Origin of the sequence: Clostridium sp. Ade.TY (genome assembly GCF_000498355.1) — a bacterium.
Lineage (GTDB): Bacteria > Bacillota > Clostridia > Clostridiales > Clostridiaceae > Clostridium.
Genome location: NZ_AVSV01000013.1, coordinates 12989 through 28678, shown reverse-complemented (window position 1 = coordinate 28678; position 15690 = coordinate 12989). Strand labels below are relative to the sequence as shown.

Genomic DNA, 15690 nt, shown 5'->3' with positions numbered 1-15690 from the left:
CTATGTTGTCAGACGAAATTAATACAGCACACATACCCCATAAATTAAATTTACGGGGTAATATCTATTATAACTTTATAAATGCTGTATGTCAATAAAAAATTTCTCATAGGGAGGAAATATGAAATGAACAAAAGAACTAAGTATGTATTCGTAACAGGTGGAGTAGTTTCAGCATTAGGAAAAGGAATAACAGCTGCATCACTTGGAAGATTATTAAAAAATAGAGGATTAAATGTATCAATACAAAAATTTGATCCATATTTAAATGTAGACCCAGGAACAATGAGCCCATACCAACACGGAGAAGTTTTCGTAACTGATGATGGTGCTGAAACAGATTTAGATTTAGGACACTATGAAAGATTTATAGATGAAAACTTAACTCAAAACAGTAATATAACAACTGGTAGAATATACTGGTCAGTTATTTCAAAAGAAAGAAGAGGAGAATACTTAGGAGGAACAGTTCAAGTAATACCTCATATTACAAATGCAATAAAAGATAAAGTTTATAGAGCTGGAAAAGAAAGAGATGTTGATGTTGTAATAACAGAAATTGGTGGAACAGTTGGAGATATAGAATCACAACCTTTCTTAGAAGCAATAAGACAAGTAAGAAGTGAAGTTGGAGCAGAAAATGTATGTTTCATACATGTTACATTAGTTCCATACCTTGGTAAAGCTGGAGAACTTAAAACTAAGCCAACTCAACACTCAGTTAAAGAGTTAAGAACAATTGGTATTCAACCAGATATAATAGTATGTAGATCAGAAAAAGAATTATCAGATGATATAAAAAATAAAATAGGATTATTCTGTAATGTAGAAGGAAGATCAGTTATACAAAACTTAGATGCAGAACATTTATATGAAGTACCTTTAATGTTACATGATGAAGGATTAGATAATTTAGTATGCGAAAAATTACATTTAGGATGTAAAGATATAGATAATTCACAATGGATTGATATGGTGCATAGAATAAAGAATTTAGAAAAAGAAGTTACAATAGCATTAGTTGGTAAATATGTTGAATTACATGATGCATATATATCAGTTGTTGAAGCATTAAGTCATGGTGGACTTACAAACAATGCTAATGTAAATATAAAATGGATTAATTCAGAAGAATTAGAAAATCAAGATGTAAATGAAGTTTTATCAGGAGTTGATGGAATATTAGTTCCTGGTGGATTCGGAGATAGAGGGGTAGAAGGTAAAATAGAAGCTATAAGATGGGCTAGAGAAAATAAAGTACCTTTCCTTGGAATATGTCTTGGAATGCAATGTGCTGTAATTGAATTTGCAAGAAATGTTGTAGGATTAGAAGGAGCTCATAGTTCAGAGTTAGATGAGGAAACAAAATATCCTGTTATAGATATAATGCCAGAGCAAAAGGATATAGAAGACTTAGGTGGAACAATGAGACTTGGGTTATATCCTTGTAAGTTAGATGAAGAAACAAAAGCTTATGATGCATATAAAGATGAAGTTATTTATGAAAGACATAGACATAGATATGAATTCAATAATGAATATAGATCACAAATAACTGAAATGGGAATGAAAATTTCAGGAACAAGCCCAGATGGAAGATTAGTTGAGATAGTTGAAATAGAAGATCATCCATGGTTTGTAGCTTCTCAATTCCATCCAGAATTAAAATCAAGACCAAATAGACCACATCCACTATTTGAAGGATTTATAGAAGCCGCATTAAATTACAAAAAATAATATATTATAAAAAAGGGGTATTCTTAATAAGAATGCCCTTTTATTTTTTAAAAAATAAAAGAAATTTGCTTAACAAACTTTTGTATATTTAAATGATAAGTAGTATTATATAAATAAAGTAAGAAAATAAATATAATAGTTTTGTCTATAATAATAGATGATTGTATATAATAATTAATAGTTTTAATCATTGTAGTATCTTGAAAATGTTATAGGATTAGAAGATAATTAAGGTTATAAATCTTATCTAGCAATCTTATCTTAAAAATTCCACTAAACTTAGTTTATATAAAGTTAAGCTTTTTTGTTTGGTTAATATTAATCTATACAAATTTAGCTAAATTATCTGAAGTCATGATATTTAAAAATAAAATAGGTATTAAATAAAATTTAGGCTTAAGATAAATTAAAAATATGGAGGTGCCATTTTGACAAAAGAAGTTTATGAAGGCATGACTTTAGCAAAACTTAAGGAAGTTGCTAAAGAATTAGGAGTAAAAAATATATCAAAGTATAAAAAAAGCGAATTAATAGAAGAAATATTAAAAAATAATGTAAATTCAATAGAAAAAGATGGAGTTATATTAAAAGAAAAGATAGCTCCGAAAGTTAGAGAAAATTATTCTTATAATAATAATTCAAACAATAATAATAGAAGTTATAATAATTCAAATAATAATAACAATAACACTAATAATTCAAATACAGATAGAAATTTTAATCAAGCAAAAACAGTTTCAGGAATATTAGAAATACAAGAAAATAATAGTTTTGGATTTTTAAGAGGGAAAAATTGCTTAAGTAGTAGCGAGGATGTTTATGTATCTCCTGCTCAAATAAGAAGATTTAATTTATCTACAGGTGATAAACTTGAAGGTAAAGTTAGAGAGCCTAAAGAAGGAGAAAAATTTAAAGCATTAATATATTTAGATAAGGTTAATGATGAAAGTCCAGAAAAGGCTATAGGAAGAATTCCTTTTGAAAAGTTAACTCCTATATATCCAAAAGAAAGAATTAGACTTGAAAGAAAGGGAGAAAATGACCTTTCAACAAGACTTATGGATATAATTTGTCCATTAGGAAAAGGACAAAGAGGAATGATAGTTGCACCACCAAAAGCTGGTAAAACTACACTTTTAAAAAAATTAGCTCAAAACATATCAAAGAACTGTCCAGAGATTAAACTTATAGTACTTCTTATAGATGAAAGACCAGAAGAAGTTACAGATATGCAAAGATCAATAAATGGAGAAGTTGTTTATTCAACATTTGATGAAGAACCACAAAATCATGAAAAAGTATCTCAAATGGTATTAGAACATGGTAAGAGAAGAGTTGAACAAGGTCAAGATGTAGTTATACTTTTAGATAGTTTAACAAGACTTTCAAGAGCTTATAACTTAACAATAACTCCAACAGGAAGAACTTTAACTGGTGGACTTGATCCAGGTGCTTTAATAATGCCTAAGAAGTTCTTTGGAGCGGCTAGAAATATAGAAGAGGGCGGAAGTTTAACTATATTAGCAACTTCATTAGTTGAAACAGGTTCAAGAATGGATGATATGATATTTGAAGAGTTTAAAGGAACTGGAAATATGGAAGTTCATTTAGATAGAAGACTTCAAGAAAGAAGAATATTCCCCGCAATAGATATATATAAATCTGGTACAAGAAAAGAAGATTTACTATTAACAAATGAAGAAAAAGATGTTGCATATGCAATAAGAAAAGTAATGTATAATGAAGGTAATGTAGATAGCGTTACTGAAAAACTTATAAAGGCATTATCAAGAACTAAAGATAATGAAGAGTTTATAAGAAATTTTGAAAAGAATAATATTTAAAAAAAGAACTAATATAAAGGTTTCCTTTATATTAGTTCTTTTCTAATAAATCATTTGCTAATTTAACTATTGAAGTTAAAGAGTAAGTATTTGATAACTTAGAAATATTATTTTTCATTTTAGTTAAATTATTTGGATCCTCAATTAGAGAATCGATAATTTTATTTATGTCTTCTATTTTTTTTGCTTCAATAGCATAACCTTCTGAAGTTAAAAATTCAGTGTTTTCTTTTTCTTGTCCTGGTATTGCAAAAGGAATTACTAGTGGAAGGTCTTTAACAATAGACTCTGTAACAGTAAGTCCACCTGGTTTAGAAATTAATACATCTGAATATTCCATGAAAGATGCGATATCGTTTGAAAATCCAAGAATATGTAATTTTTTATTTTCATATGCCTTAGAACAATTTTTAGTTAAATTTTCTTTTAATTTTTTATTATTACCACAAACAACAGTTATTCTAAGCTTATGTTTGTTTTTTAGTAGTTCAGTTAGAACGTATGAAATATTTTTTAGCCCCATGCTACCACTCATTAATAAAATGTTGAAAAAGTCATTATTTTTTATATTAGGAATATTTTCATCCTTCTCAAAAAAAGATTCTCTAATTGGAATACCATAAGGGTATATTCTATCTTTTTTAATTCCTTTTTCTATTAAAGAGTTTTTAGTAAATTCGCTTCCTGTAATATAAGCATCTACATTTTGTCCTATGTAAGTATAGTGAGCTTTAAAATCAGTTACTACAGAAATAAAAGGAATATTTAAACCTTCTTCCTTTAATTTATCCATTATACATATACTTAAAGGATGTGTTGAGATTATAATATCAGGTTTTTCTAAATTAATTAAATTTAGAAGACGTTTTTTTACTAAAAAAAATGGGATACGCGTTAATGTATTTATATACTTATTGTTAGTTAATTTATATAAAAATCCATAAATGCTTGGAAAACTCATAGCGGAAATTTCATATCCACCAACAATAGCTTCTATTAAAAATCTACTACTATTACTTAAAAAGTCATAACTTACACATTTAAAGTCATTTTTCTTAAATAATTCACTAAGTGACTTTGCAGCTTGGTTATGGCCCTGTCCAGTTGAAGTGGTTAATATAAGAACTTTTTTCATGTAATTCACTCGCTTCATCTAAAATTTATAATTATAATCATATATAGTCTATCATTAATTCAAAATAATTAAAATAAAATTTCAAAAAAAGAAAATGGGAAAGACAAAAGTCTTTCCCTAAGTTTCTTATTTAATGTTGAATTTCTTCTTGAATTTATCAACTCTACCACCAACGTCAACAATTTTTTGTTTACCAGTGTAGAATGGATGGCACTCAGAGCATATTTCTACTTTAAGTTCGTCTTTAACTGAACCAGTTGTAAAAGTATTTCCACATGCACACTTAACCACTGCATCGTGATGGTATTCTGGATGTATGCCTTTTTTCATATTTTTCACCTCTTTTGAGAAAATTTCATTGTGATTAACACAACAAATAACCACTAAAGTATATCATATCAGTTTATGGCAGTCAATAAAAGACAAAATTAAAAAAAACTTTTTATAAAGAGACAGAAATGCTATAATCGTAATAACTGTAATGTAGAAGGAGAGGAAAAAATTGAGTAAATTATATTTTAGGTATGGTGCTATGAACTCAGGAAAATCAACGCATTTAATGCAAGTTGCACATAACTACGAAGAAAGAGGAATGAGAGTTATTGTAATGAAACCTTCAACAGATAAAAAAGGTGGAAATAAACTTATTTCAAGATTGGGAGTAGTTAGAGAAGTTGATATTTTAGTTCAAAAAGAGGAAAATATTTTAAAATTAGTAAAAAATAATTTAAAAGAATATGGAAAGTTAGATTGTATTTTAGTAGATGAAGTTCAATTTTTAAAAAAAGAACAAATAGACCAATTATTTGAGTTAGCAGTAACTTTAAATATACCAATAATATGTTATGGTTTAAGAACAGATTTTAAAATGGATGGATTTGAGGGTAGTGAAAGGTTATTACTTTTAGCACATAGCATTGAGGAAATGAAAACTATTTGTAAATGTGGAAATAAAGCAATTTTAAATGCTAGAAAGATAAATGACAGATTTGTATTTGAAGGAGAGCAAGTTGCTATAGATAATATGGGAGATGTAACTTATGAATCATTATGTGGACAATGTTACTTCAAATATAAAAGCCAAAAATAGGAGGGGATATATTGAAGAAATGTGATGTTGGTGGTCAAGCTGTTATTGAAGGGGTTATGATGAGAGGTAGTAAGGGTATGGCTACTGCAATTAGAAAAGATAACGGAGACATAGATGTTAAGTTTGATAAAGTAGTTCCTATTACAAAAAGGTATAAGATATTAAATATACCTATTATAAGAGGTGCATTTGTTCTTATTGATTCAATGGTTCAAGGAATAAAACTAATAAATTATTCAGCATCTTTTTTTGAAGAAGATACTGAACCACCTAAGTTTGAAAAATGGCTTAAGAGTAAGTTTGGAGACAAACTTGATAATATAATAATGACATTTGTAATGATTTTTTCAATAATAATGTCATTATTATTATTTGTAGCATTGCCTACAGGAATTGCTTCTATATTTAAATATTTTAATGTTCCAAGTATAGGACTTAATATAATTGAAGCTGCAATAAGAATAGCAATACTTTTAGGATATATGACTTTAGTAAGTAAAATGGAAGATATGTATAGATTATTTCAATATCATGGAGCTGAGCATAAAACTATTTTCTGTTATGAAGCAGGCGAGCCCTTAAAGGTTGAAAATGTAAGGAAATATTCAAGATTTCATCCAAGGTGTGGAACAAATTTTTTGTTTTTAATAATGTTTGTTAGTATAATTATATTTGCATTTACTGGTTGGGGAAGTTTTCTTGAAAGATTAATAATTAGAATAATATTAATTCCAGTTGTTTCAGGAGTAACTTATGAATTAATAAAATGGCTTGGAAAATCAGATAATAAGTTTGCAAAAATTATTGCAGCACCAGGATTAAAACTTCAAAAGATAACAACAAAAGAGCCAGATGATGATCAAATAGAAGTTGCAATAAGAGCACTTCAAGTGGCTGAAGGATTACCGGAGGAAAAAATGACAATACTAGAATTGTTAGATGAAGGAACAAAAATTTTATCAAATGTAAATATAGATACAGCAAGATTGGATGCAACTCTTTTACTTGGACATATAATATGTAAAGATAGATTATATATATTAACTCATGGTGATGAAAAAATAGATAATGATAAGAAGAAAAAATATTTTGAGTTAATAGAAAAAAGAAAAGAAAAGATGCCAATAAAATATATTTTATGTACTTGTGAGTTTATGGGATTAGAACTTTATGTAGAAGAAGGAGTATTAATTCCAAGAGGAGATACGGAAATATTAGTAGAAGAAGTACTTAGTAATATAGAAGATGATGAAAGTTTAGAAATATGTGATTTGTGTTCAGGAAGTGGAGCTATTGGAATATCAATTGCAAATTATAGAAATAATGTAAAGATAGATTCAATAGATTATTTTGAAAAACCAGAGAAAGTAACTAAAAAGAATATAGAAAAGCTTAAATTACAAGATAGAATGAATTTTATAAAGAGTAATTTATTAACTGAAGTGATAAATCAAGGAAAAAAATATGATATTATAGTTTCGAATCCACCATATATTAAGGAAGAAGAAATTAGTAATTTAATGGAAGATGTAAAAGGATATGAACCTCATACAGCTTTAAGTGGTGGAGAAGACGGATTAATATTTTATAGAAAAATAATAGATGATAGTAGTTTAGTTTTAAAAGGAAAAGGTATATTAGCCTTTGAAATTGGCCATGATCAAGGAGAAGATGTAAAAAATCTTATGATTAAGAAAGAATTTAAAGGTGTTAAAGTTTTAAAAGATTTAGCAGGATTAGATAGGGTAGTAATTGGCTATTTACCTATATTGAAAAAAGATTAGTATATATGATATAATTATTAAATATGAAAATAGATATTACGGAGTGATAAGAATGTTATTAGATAAATTAGCATTTATAGAGAACAAGTATGATGAATTATCAGTAAAAATTAGTGATCCATCAATAATGGCAAACCAAAATGAATGGAGAAAGCTATGTAAAGAACATGCTGAATTAGAAATCATAGTTGGAGCATATAAAGAATACAAACAAGTAATTGAAGATTTACAAGATAGCAAAGAGATGCTTGAAATGGAATCAGACAAAGAAATGAAAGAAATGCTTAATGAAGAAATAAATGAGCTTAAAGAAAAAGAAGAAGAATTAGAAAATAGAATTCAAATTCTTTTATTACCAAAAGACCCTAATGATGATAAAAACGTATTTGTTGAAATCAGAGCAGGTGCCGGCGGTGATGAAGCAGCACTATTTGCAGCAAATCTTTTCAGAATGTATACAAGATACGCTGAAAACAACAGATGGACTGTTGAACTTATGAGTGTAAATGAAACAGGAATAGGCGGAATGAAAGAAGTAGTATTCATGATTAAAGGTAATGGCGCTTATTCAAAACTTAAGTATGAAAGTGGAGTACACAGAGTACAAAGAGTTCCGGATACAGAATCAAGTGGTAGAATTCATACATCAACAGCAACAGTTGCAGTACTTCCAGAAGTTGATGATGTAGAAGTAGAAATAAATGAAAAAGATATAAAATTTGATGTATTTAGAGCATCAGGTAATGGTGGTCAGTGTGTTAATACAACAGATTCAGCTGTAAGACTTACTCACTTACCAACAGGAATAGTAATTTCATGTCAAGATGAAAAATCACAGCTTAAAAATAAAGAAAAAGCTATGAAAGTATTAAGAGCTAGATTATATGAAATGGCAGAAGCTGAAAGAGCAGCAGGAATAGCTGAAGATAGAAAGTCACAAGTTGGTACTGGAGATAGAAGTGAAAGAATAAGAACTTACAACTATCCACAAGGAAGAATAACAGACCACAGAATAGGATTAACTTTATATAAATTAGAGACATTCCTAAATGGTGACATTGATGAAGTTATAAATGCACTTATAACTGCAGATCAAGCTGAAAAAATGAAGAAAATGGGAAATACAGAAATGTAATTTTCCTAAAAGCCTTACATGAATATGTGAGGCTTTTAGAATATAAAAGGAGTAGGGCAATGGATATATATGTTGCATTGAAAAAAGAAAAAAAATCTTCAAAGAAATTTTATATATGTATGGCTATACTAGCTATATTTTTGCCTATGACTTTATGGTTAACTGGAATAATGACTAAATTTTATATCTTTTATGTAATATTTTTAGAGCTACTTATATTATTAGCTGTTTTAAAAAAGGTTGATAATAATAAGTTAGAATTTTCTTATAAAAATAATAAGCTTAGATTTAAAATAGGACTGTTTTCACAAAGTAACACAATCCTATGTGATAAAATAGCATTAGTTCATACAGATGGAATTGAAGATTACATGAAAATTATAATAATAACAGATACTAAATTAAGAAATAGAAGAATGAAGCCTGTAACAGAAGGGTTATTAAATAGATATAAAGATGTTGCAGATGAATATAAAAAGGTAAGAATATTAAATCCAGAAAAGAAATATTATTTTCAAATAATAAAAAAAGGTGGGCTTAAAAAATATCCTTTTTTAGATGAAGTATTTAAATATTCTCCTAAGGCGCATTTTACTCAAGATTGCATTCAAAATGTAAAAATTGCTCGTGGGCAAACTTTAGATTAAGAAAGAAGGAATTACTTTGGAGACAAAGATTGCTACTATAAATAAAGTAAGCGATGATAAAAAATATATAGAGGAAGCTGCATCTATTATAAGAAATGGTGGAACTGTTGCTTTTCCAACTGAAACAGTTTATGGATTAGGAGCAAATGCATTAGATGAAGAAAGTGTTAAAAAAATATTTATTGCAAAAGGAAGACCTCAAGATAATCCTTTAATAGTTCATGTTGCATCTAAAAATATAGATGAATATGTTAAAAATATACCGGATGTAGCAAAAAAATTAATGGAAAAATTTTGGCCTGGTCCAATGACATTAATATTAGAAAAGAAAGAAATAATACCTATGAGAACAAGTGCTAATTTAAACACTATTGGTATTAGAATGCCATCAGATGAAATTGCATTAGAACTTATAAAAGAATCAGGAGTACCAATTGCAGCTCCTTCAGCAAACATAAGTGGAAGACCAAGTCCAACTGACTTAGAAAGATGTGTAGAAGATTTAACAGGTAGAGTAGACTATATAATAGGTGGAGAAAAAAGTAAAGTTGGTGTAGAATCAACTATAGTAGATTGTACTGTTAATCCTCCAATTGTTTTAAGACCTGGTGGAATAACTTTAGAAATGCTTAAAGAAGTTGATGGAAATATAGAAATAGATAGAGGACTTCTTAGTAATTCAGAAGATTTTAAACCAAAGGCACCTGGAATGAAGTATAGACATTATGCTCCGAACGCAAAATTAAAAATTATAAAGGGAAATAGAAAAAAAACTATTGAAAAAATTAATGAAATGGTACAAAATTATATAGATGCAGGAAAGAGAGTTGGAATACTTACAACAAAAGAAAATAGCAGTAGCTATATAAATGGAGAAAAAGTAATTTTAGGTGAAGAAAATAATCTAGAAGAAATTGCATCAAATCTTTTTGAAGCATTAAGAGCTTTTAATGATTTAAATGTTGATATAATATTAGCAGAAGCTTTTGATGAAGAAGGATTAGGAGTTGCTATTATGAATAGATTAAATAAAGCAGCTGGATATGATGTTATAAACGTATAAGATTTTGGAGGTTTTTTTATGAAAGTACTCTTCGTGTGTACAGCAAATACTTGTAGAAGCCCAATGGCTGAGGAAATATTTAATAAATTAATAGATAACTCGAATATAATAGCTAAATCAGCAGGCATTACTATTGTACCAGGTAGTTTTGTGACTGAAAATTCAGCTGAACTTGTAAAAGAAGAGTTAAATATTGATATAACAGATAGGCAAGCTATTCAATTAAATGACAGTATGCTTAAAAATTCAGATGTTATATTAACTATGACTAATTATGGTAGAGATTTTATAAAAGAAAATTATCCAAGGTATAAAGATAAAGTATTTTCAATTTGCGAATATGCTGGCGTTAAGGGGGAAGTGACTGATCCTTACGGTAGCACAATTTCTGTTTATCAAAAAATATATAAAGAATTAAAGGGCATAATGCCTTTGTTAATAGATAAATTAAAGAAAGTTCAAAGCATGTAATATTTATATTACATGCCGTACTTTCTTTTTTTATAAATTTAAATAAATATTTGGAGGTGTTTTTCATGAAAATAGCATTAGGATCAGATCATGGTGGATACAATTTAAAAAATGAAATAATGGCATATTTAAAGGAAAATGGATATGAAATAAAGGATTTTGGTACATATAGTACAGAATCATGTGATTATCCAGATTATGCTTTAAAAGTTGCTGAAGCAGTAGCTAGTAAAGAATTTGAATTTGGAATATTAGTATGTGGAACAGGTATTGGAATTAGTATATCAGCTAATAAAGTACCAGGAATAAGAGCAGCTTTATGTTCAGATACATTTAGTGCACATGCAACAAGAGAACACAATAATGCAAATATATTAGCATTAGGTGAAAGAGTTGTAGGACCAAGTCTTGCAATTGATATCGTGAAAACTTTCTTAAATTCAAAATTTGAGGGAGATAGACATCAAAGAAGAATAGATAAAATATCTAATATAGAAAAAAAATATAGTAAATAAAATTTGGAGGCGTTAAATAATGAGTAAAGTTACAGAAATCAATCACCCATTAATACTACATAAGTTAGCATTTATAAGAAGCAAGGATACTGGATCAAAAGATTTTAGAGAATTAGTATCAGAAGTTTCAATGTTAATGGCATATGAGGTTACAAGAAATTTACCAACAGAAAATGTTGAAATAGAAACACCAATATGTAAAACAAAGTGTAGAATGCTTGCAGGTAAAAAACTTGCAATAGTTCCAATATTAAGAGCTGGACTTGGAATGGTAGATGGAGTTTTAAAACTTATCCCGGCAGCTAAAGTTGGACATATAGGATTATATAGAGATGAAGAAACATTACAACCAGTTGAATATTTCTGTAAGTTACCTCAAGATATAGCAGAAAGAGAAATAATAGTTGTAGACCCAATGCTTGCAACTGGTGGATCAGCAATAGATGCTTTAACAATGCTTAAAAATAAAGGAGCTAAATTCTTAAAGCTTATGTGCTTAATTTCATCACCAGAAGGAATAAAAGCTATAAAAGAAGCTCATCCAGATGTTGATATATTCGTAGCAGAAATAGATGAAAAATTAAATGAAAATGGATATATAGTTCCTGGTCTTGGAGATGCAGGAGATAGATTATTTGGTACTAAATAATTTAGTATAAAATTAAAAATCCTTCTATATTTATATAGAAGGATTTTATTTTTTAAATATCATCTACTTTAAATGAAAGTTCAATTTTTTCAACTGAAGGTTTTAATTGTGTTAATTTAACTTTAGCAGCATTAAACATTCTTTTAGAAGCTTTTACTATGTCTGTATTAGAATATTTATCGCTTAAAAAAATTACTTCCTTTATACCACTTTGTATTATAGCTTTTGCACATTCATTACATGGGAATAAAGCTACATATAATTTTGCATTTTCAAAAGATACACCTCTATTATTTAATATAGCATTAAGTTCTGCATGAACAACATAAGGATATTTTGTTTCTAGGAAATTACCTTCTCTATCCCAAGAAAAGTCATCGTCGGAACAACCAAATGCAAATCCATTATAACCAACAGATAAAACTCTATTAGTAGGACTAACTATACATGCACCAACTTGTGTACTTGGATCTTTACTTCTTTTAGCAGATAAAAGAGCAAGTCCCATAAAATATTCATCCCAAGATATGTAATCATTTCTTTTCATAAATAAAGCTCCTTTTATAAAAAAATTATATAATTTAACTATTTAAACCTATTAATATACTTATTTAATTAATAAATCAATATTAATTTAATTAATATTATAATACATTAAGAAAAAAAGTAAAAATATTATAAAAAGTATTTGTTTAAAATTTAACAAAAAACTATTGATTATTGAAGATGAAATGGTTATAATAAAAGTATGTTAAGAGTTTAACAAAGATTATACATTTTGTTAAGATAAATTTAGGAGGTTTTGTTAATGAGAGAAGTAGTAATAGTAAGTGCTGTTAGAACAGCATTAGGATCATTTGGAGGAGCTTTAAAAGATGTTCCAGCAGTAGATTTAGGAGCAACAGTAATCCAAGATGCAATAAAGAAGGCTGGAATTAAACCAGAAATGGTAGACGAAGTATTAATGGGAAATGTTATTCAAGCAGGTCTTGGACAAAATACTGCTAGACAATCAACTTTAAAAGCAGGACTTCCAAACGAAGTACCAGCAATGACTTTAAATAAGGTTTGTGGATCAGGATTAAGAGCAGTTAGTTTAGCAGCTCAAATGATAAAAGCTGGAGATGCTGATATCGTAGTAGCTGGTGGTATGGAAAATATGTCAAGAGCTCCATATGCTTTAGACTCAGCAAGATGGGGACAAAGAATGGGTAACGGAAAAATGGTTGACACAATGATAAATGATGCATTATGGGATGCATTTAACAACTACCACATGGGAGTAACTGCTGAAAACATAGCTAAAGAATGGAACTTAACTAGAGAAGAACAAGATGCATTTGCTGCAGCTTCACAACAAAAAGCAGAAAAGGCTATAAAAGAAGGCAGATTCAAAGATGAAATAGTTCCAGTTGTAATTCCTCAAAGAAAAGGAGAACCAAAAATCTTTGATACTGATGAATTCCCAAGATTCGGAACAACTAAAGAAAGTTTAGCAAAATTAAGACCAGCATTTATAAAAGAAGGAACAGTTACTGCAGGTAATGCTTCAGGAATAAATGACGGAGCAGCTGCATTAGTAGTAATGAGTGCTGAAAAAGCAGAAAGCTTAGGAATTAAACCAATGGCTAAAATTCTTTCATACGGATCAAAAGGAGTAGACCCATCAATTATGGGATATGGACCATTTGCAGCAACTAAGAAAGCATTAGAAGGAACTGGATTAGAAGTTAAAGATTTAGATCTTATCGAAGCAAATGAAGCTTTCGCAGCTCAAAGTTTAGCAGTTGCTAAAGATTTAGGATTTGATATGAATAAAGTTAACGTAAATGGTGGAGCTATAGCTTTAGGACACCCAGTTGGAGCTTCAGGAGCTAGAATATTAGTTACATTACTTCACGAAATGGAAAAGAGAGATGCTAAAAAAGGTTTAGCTACACTTTGCATAGGCGGAGGAATGGGAACTGCTATAATAGTAGAAAGATAATTAAATTAAAGTAAATAATTAATTACAAGTATAAATATACCTTAAGAGTTTTCTTAAGGTATATTTTTTTATACATATTTTTAATAATTTTTAAGATAATAATATTATTTATAATAAAAATTATTAAAAAATGTATATAAACAGATAAGATTTATAAATAAATATACACGAAAATGTAAGTTAATATGTAGCTAAAAATGAACAAATAAATAAAAATATTAACAATATGAAAACGCAATGAATAAAAAATAAAAGGTTTATTCAAACTACATATAAAGTTAAAGATTATAAGTTCTTAGGAAAATGTATACATAGTAGCAATTTTTAAAAAATATTATAAATTTTATGAAAAATATAGTAAAAGTTAAATTATGGGTTATAATAATTTTCTGAATATTCAAAAAAAAGAATTAAATTAACCAATTACATTCTCAGAAATCAAAAATTAATAAAAATAAAAGGAAATCACAGCAAATAGTAAATAATATACAATAAATTGCATTAAATTCAAAAAAATAAAAAGATTTGCTTTAAAATTAAGTTTTAGAGAAAAAAACATATAAACTATAATAGGTAATATGATTGCCAAGGAGGGAAGTTATGGTTGGAGATTTAAGTGGGATGCTAAAGCAGACTTTTAGAAGTAGTTTAGTAATCTTAACTGCAGGGCTAATAATTTTATATTTCATAAATGTTAATTACCAGTTTCCCTTTGTAGTTGGATCTGTAGTTAGTATTTTTAATTTTTTAATAAGTGGTGCAGTTATAACAAAGACTGTGGAAAGTAATATAAGCTTAAAGGGCTTAATGTTAATGATTAGTTTTGTAATAAGAATAATTATTATTGCAATAGTTGGATTGTTATTATTGCAAAACCAATATAATGTTATAGCTTATGTAATAGGTTATATGTCCAACTTCATTTCTTTGTTTATGGCAATTAAATATGAAGAAAGGAAGTGATTGAGTGGAAACATTGTTTAAAGAGATTGGGTCTACCGTATTACAACAATGGGGAATAATAATAATAGTAGCTATTGTACTTATATTAATGACAAGAAATCTTTCAGTTATTCCAAAAGGAAAAAGTCAAACAATAATTGAAATTTTTGTTGAAGGAATAAGCAATTGGGTTAAAAACACAATGGGTGATAAGTATTCAGGATTCGCAGCATATATTGGTGCATTGGTATTATTTTTATTCTTTATGAATGTTACAGACCTTATAGGATTACATCCACCAACAGCAGATTATAGTGTTGCATTAGTATTATCACTTACAACATTCTTAATCATTCATATAAATTCACTTATAAAGAATGGTGGATTAGGTTACTTAAAAGGATATGCCCATCCAAGTCCAGCATTAATACCAATTAATATATTAGAAAGAATAATGTTACCTATAACATTAAGTTTCAGACTTTTTGGTAATATTACAGTTGCTACAGTAATTATTGAATTACTATTAAAAGCACTAAGTAATTTGACTTGGTTTGCTCAATTAGCTATCCCAGTGCCATTTATGGCATACTTCGATTTGTTTGATGGTTTCTTACAAACATTTATCTTTACAATATTAACAATGATTTATATAAAGATGACAGCAGAAGAATAATTCAAACAACAAAAA

The 15690-nt window shown here is 28.0% G+C and carries 16 protein-coding genes; 13 read left to right on the top strand and 3 right to left on the bottom strand.

Features of this window, described 5'->3' with window-relative positions:
• Positions 1 to 126: 126 nt before the first annotated feature.
• Positions 127 to 1737 (top strand): CTP synthase, encoded by a 1611-nt coding sequence (locus O212_RS0104575; RefSeq protein WP_024613964.1) that lies wholly within the window; start codon positions 127 to 129, stop codon positions 1735 to 1737.
• A gap of 428 nt (positions 1738 to 2165) precedes the next feature.
• On the top strand, positions 2166 to 3581 hold the full coding sequence (gene rho / locus O212_RS0104570; RefSeq protein ID WP_024613963.1) for a transcription termination factor Rho: 1416 nt from the start codon (positions 2166 to 2168) through the stop codon (positions 3579 to 3581).
• A gap of 31 nt (positions 3582 to 3612) precedes the next feature.
• On the opposite strand, the gene O212_RS0104565 is transcribed toward rho, so the two are convergent.
• On the bottom strand, positions 3613 to 4716 hold the full coding sequence (locus tag O212_RS0104565) for a glycosyltransferase (RefSeq protein WP_024613962.1): 1104 nt from the start codon (positions 4714 to 4716) through the stop codon (positions 3613 to 3615).
• A 126-nt stretch (positions 4717 to 4842) separates the two neighbouring features.
• Positions 4843 to 5046, bottom strand: a complete 204-nt coding sequence (rpmE, locus tag O212_RS0104560) for a 50S ribosomal protein L31 (protein WP_024613961.1) — start codon at positions 5044 to 5046, stop codon at positions 4843 to 4845.
• Positions 5047 to 5218: 172 nt separating this feature from the next.
• Between rpmE and O212_RS0104555 the strand changes: the two genes are divergently transcribed.
• The 8 genes from O212_RS0104555 (at position 5219) to upp (ending at position 12070) form a co-directional block, all read left to right on the top strand.
• Positions 5219 to 5806, top strand: coding sequence for a thymidine kinase (locus tag O212_RS0104555; RefSeq protein ID WP_024613960.1), 588 nt, complete (start codon positions 5219 to 5221; stop codon positions 5804 to 5806).
• An 11-nt stretch (positions 5807 to 5817) separates the two neighbouring features.
• Positions 5818 to 7590 (top strand): peptide chain release factor N(5)-glutamine methyltransferase, encoded by a 1773-nt coding sequence (prmC, locus tag O212_RS0104550; protein ID WP_024613959.1) that lies wholly within the window; start codon positions 5818 to 5820, stop codon positions 7588 to 7590.
• A 52-nt stretch (positions 7591 to 7642) separates the two neighbouring features.
• Complete coding sequence (prfA, locus tag O212_RS0104545) at positions 7643 to 8725, top strand: peptide chain release factor 1 (RefSeq protein ID WP_024613958.1); 1083 nt, start codon at positions 7643 to 7645, stop codon at positions 8723 to 8725.
• A 59-nt stretch (positions 8726 to 8784) separates the two neighbouring features.
• Positions 8785 to 9372: a hypothetical protein gene (locus O212_RS0104540; RefSeq protein WP_024613957.1), complete on the top strand. Its 588-nt coding sequence runs from the start codon at positions 8785 to 8787 to the stop codon at positions 9370 to 9372.
• Positions 9373 to 9388: 16 nt separating this feature from the next.
• The gene (locus O212_RS0104535) at positions 9389 to 10435 is read left to right on the top strand and encodes an L-threonylcarbamoyladenylate synthase (RefSeq protein WP_024613956.1); all 1047 of its coding nucleotides are present in this window, start codon (positions 9389 to 9391) and stop codon (positions 10433 to 10435) included.
• Between the two features lie 18 nt (positions 10436 to 10453).
• Entirely contained in the window at positions 10454 to 10906 is a 453-nt protein-coding gene (locus tag O212_RS0104530) for a low molecular weight protein arginine phosphatase (protein WP_024613955.1), read from the top strand.
• A gap of 65 nt (positions 10907 to 10971) precedes the next feature.
• Entirely contained in the window at positions 10972 to 11421 is a 450-nt protein-coding gene (gene rpiB, locus O212_RS0104525) for a ribose 5-phosphate isomerase B (protein WP_024613954.1), read from the top strand.
• Between the two features lie 19 nt (positions 11422 to 11440).
• On the top strand, positions 11441 to 12070 hold the full coding sequence (gene upp / locus O212_RS0104520) for a uracil phosphoribosyltransferase (RefSeq protein WP_024613953.1): 630 nt from the start codon (positions 11441 to 11443) through the stop codon (positions 12068 to 12070).
• Positions 12071 to 12122: 52 nt separating this feature from the next.
• On the opposite strand, the gene O212_RS0104515 is transcribed toward upp, so the two are convergent.
• Positions 12123 to 12617, bottom strand: a complete 495-nt coding sequence (locus tag O212_RS0104515; protein WP_024613952.1) for a dCMP deaminase family protein — start codon at positions 12615 to 12617, stop codon at positions 12123 to 12125.
• Positions 12618 to 12878: 261 nt separating this feature from the next.
• Between O212_RS0104515 and O212_RS0104510 the strand changes: the two genes are divergently transcribed.
• From O212_RS0104510 to O212_RS0104500, 3 genes are all read left to right on the top strand, one after another.
• Complete coding sequence (locus tag O212_RS0104510) at positions 12879 to 14057, top strand: acetyl-CoA C-acetyltransferase (RefSeq protein WP_024613951.1); 1179 nt, start codon at positions 12879 to 12881, stop codon at positions 14055 to 14057.
• Positions 14058 to 14657: 600 nt separating this feature from the next.
• Positions 14658 to 15020 carry an ATP synthase subunit I gene (locus O212_RS0104505; RefSeq protein ID WP_024613950.1) on the top strand — a complete coding sequence of 121 codons (363 nt, stop codon included), beginning with the start codon at positions 14658 to 14660 and terminating at the stop codon, positions 15018 to 15020.
• A gap of 4 nt (positions 15021 to 15024) precedes the next feature.
• A complete protein-coding gene (locus tag O212_RS0104500) occupies positions 15025 to 15675 on the top strand; it encodes a F0F1 ATP synthase subunit A (RefSeq protein ID WP_029699178.1) in 651 nt (216 codons plus the stop codon).
• The last annotated feature ends 15 nt before the right edge of the window (positions 15676 to 15690 follow it).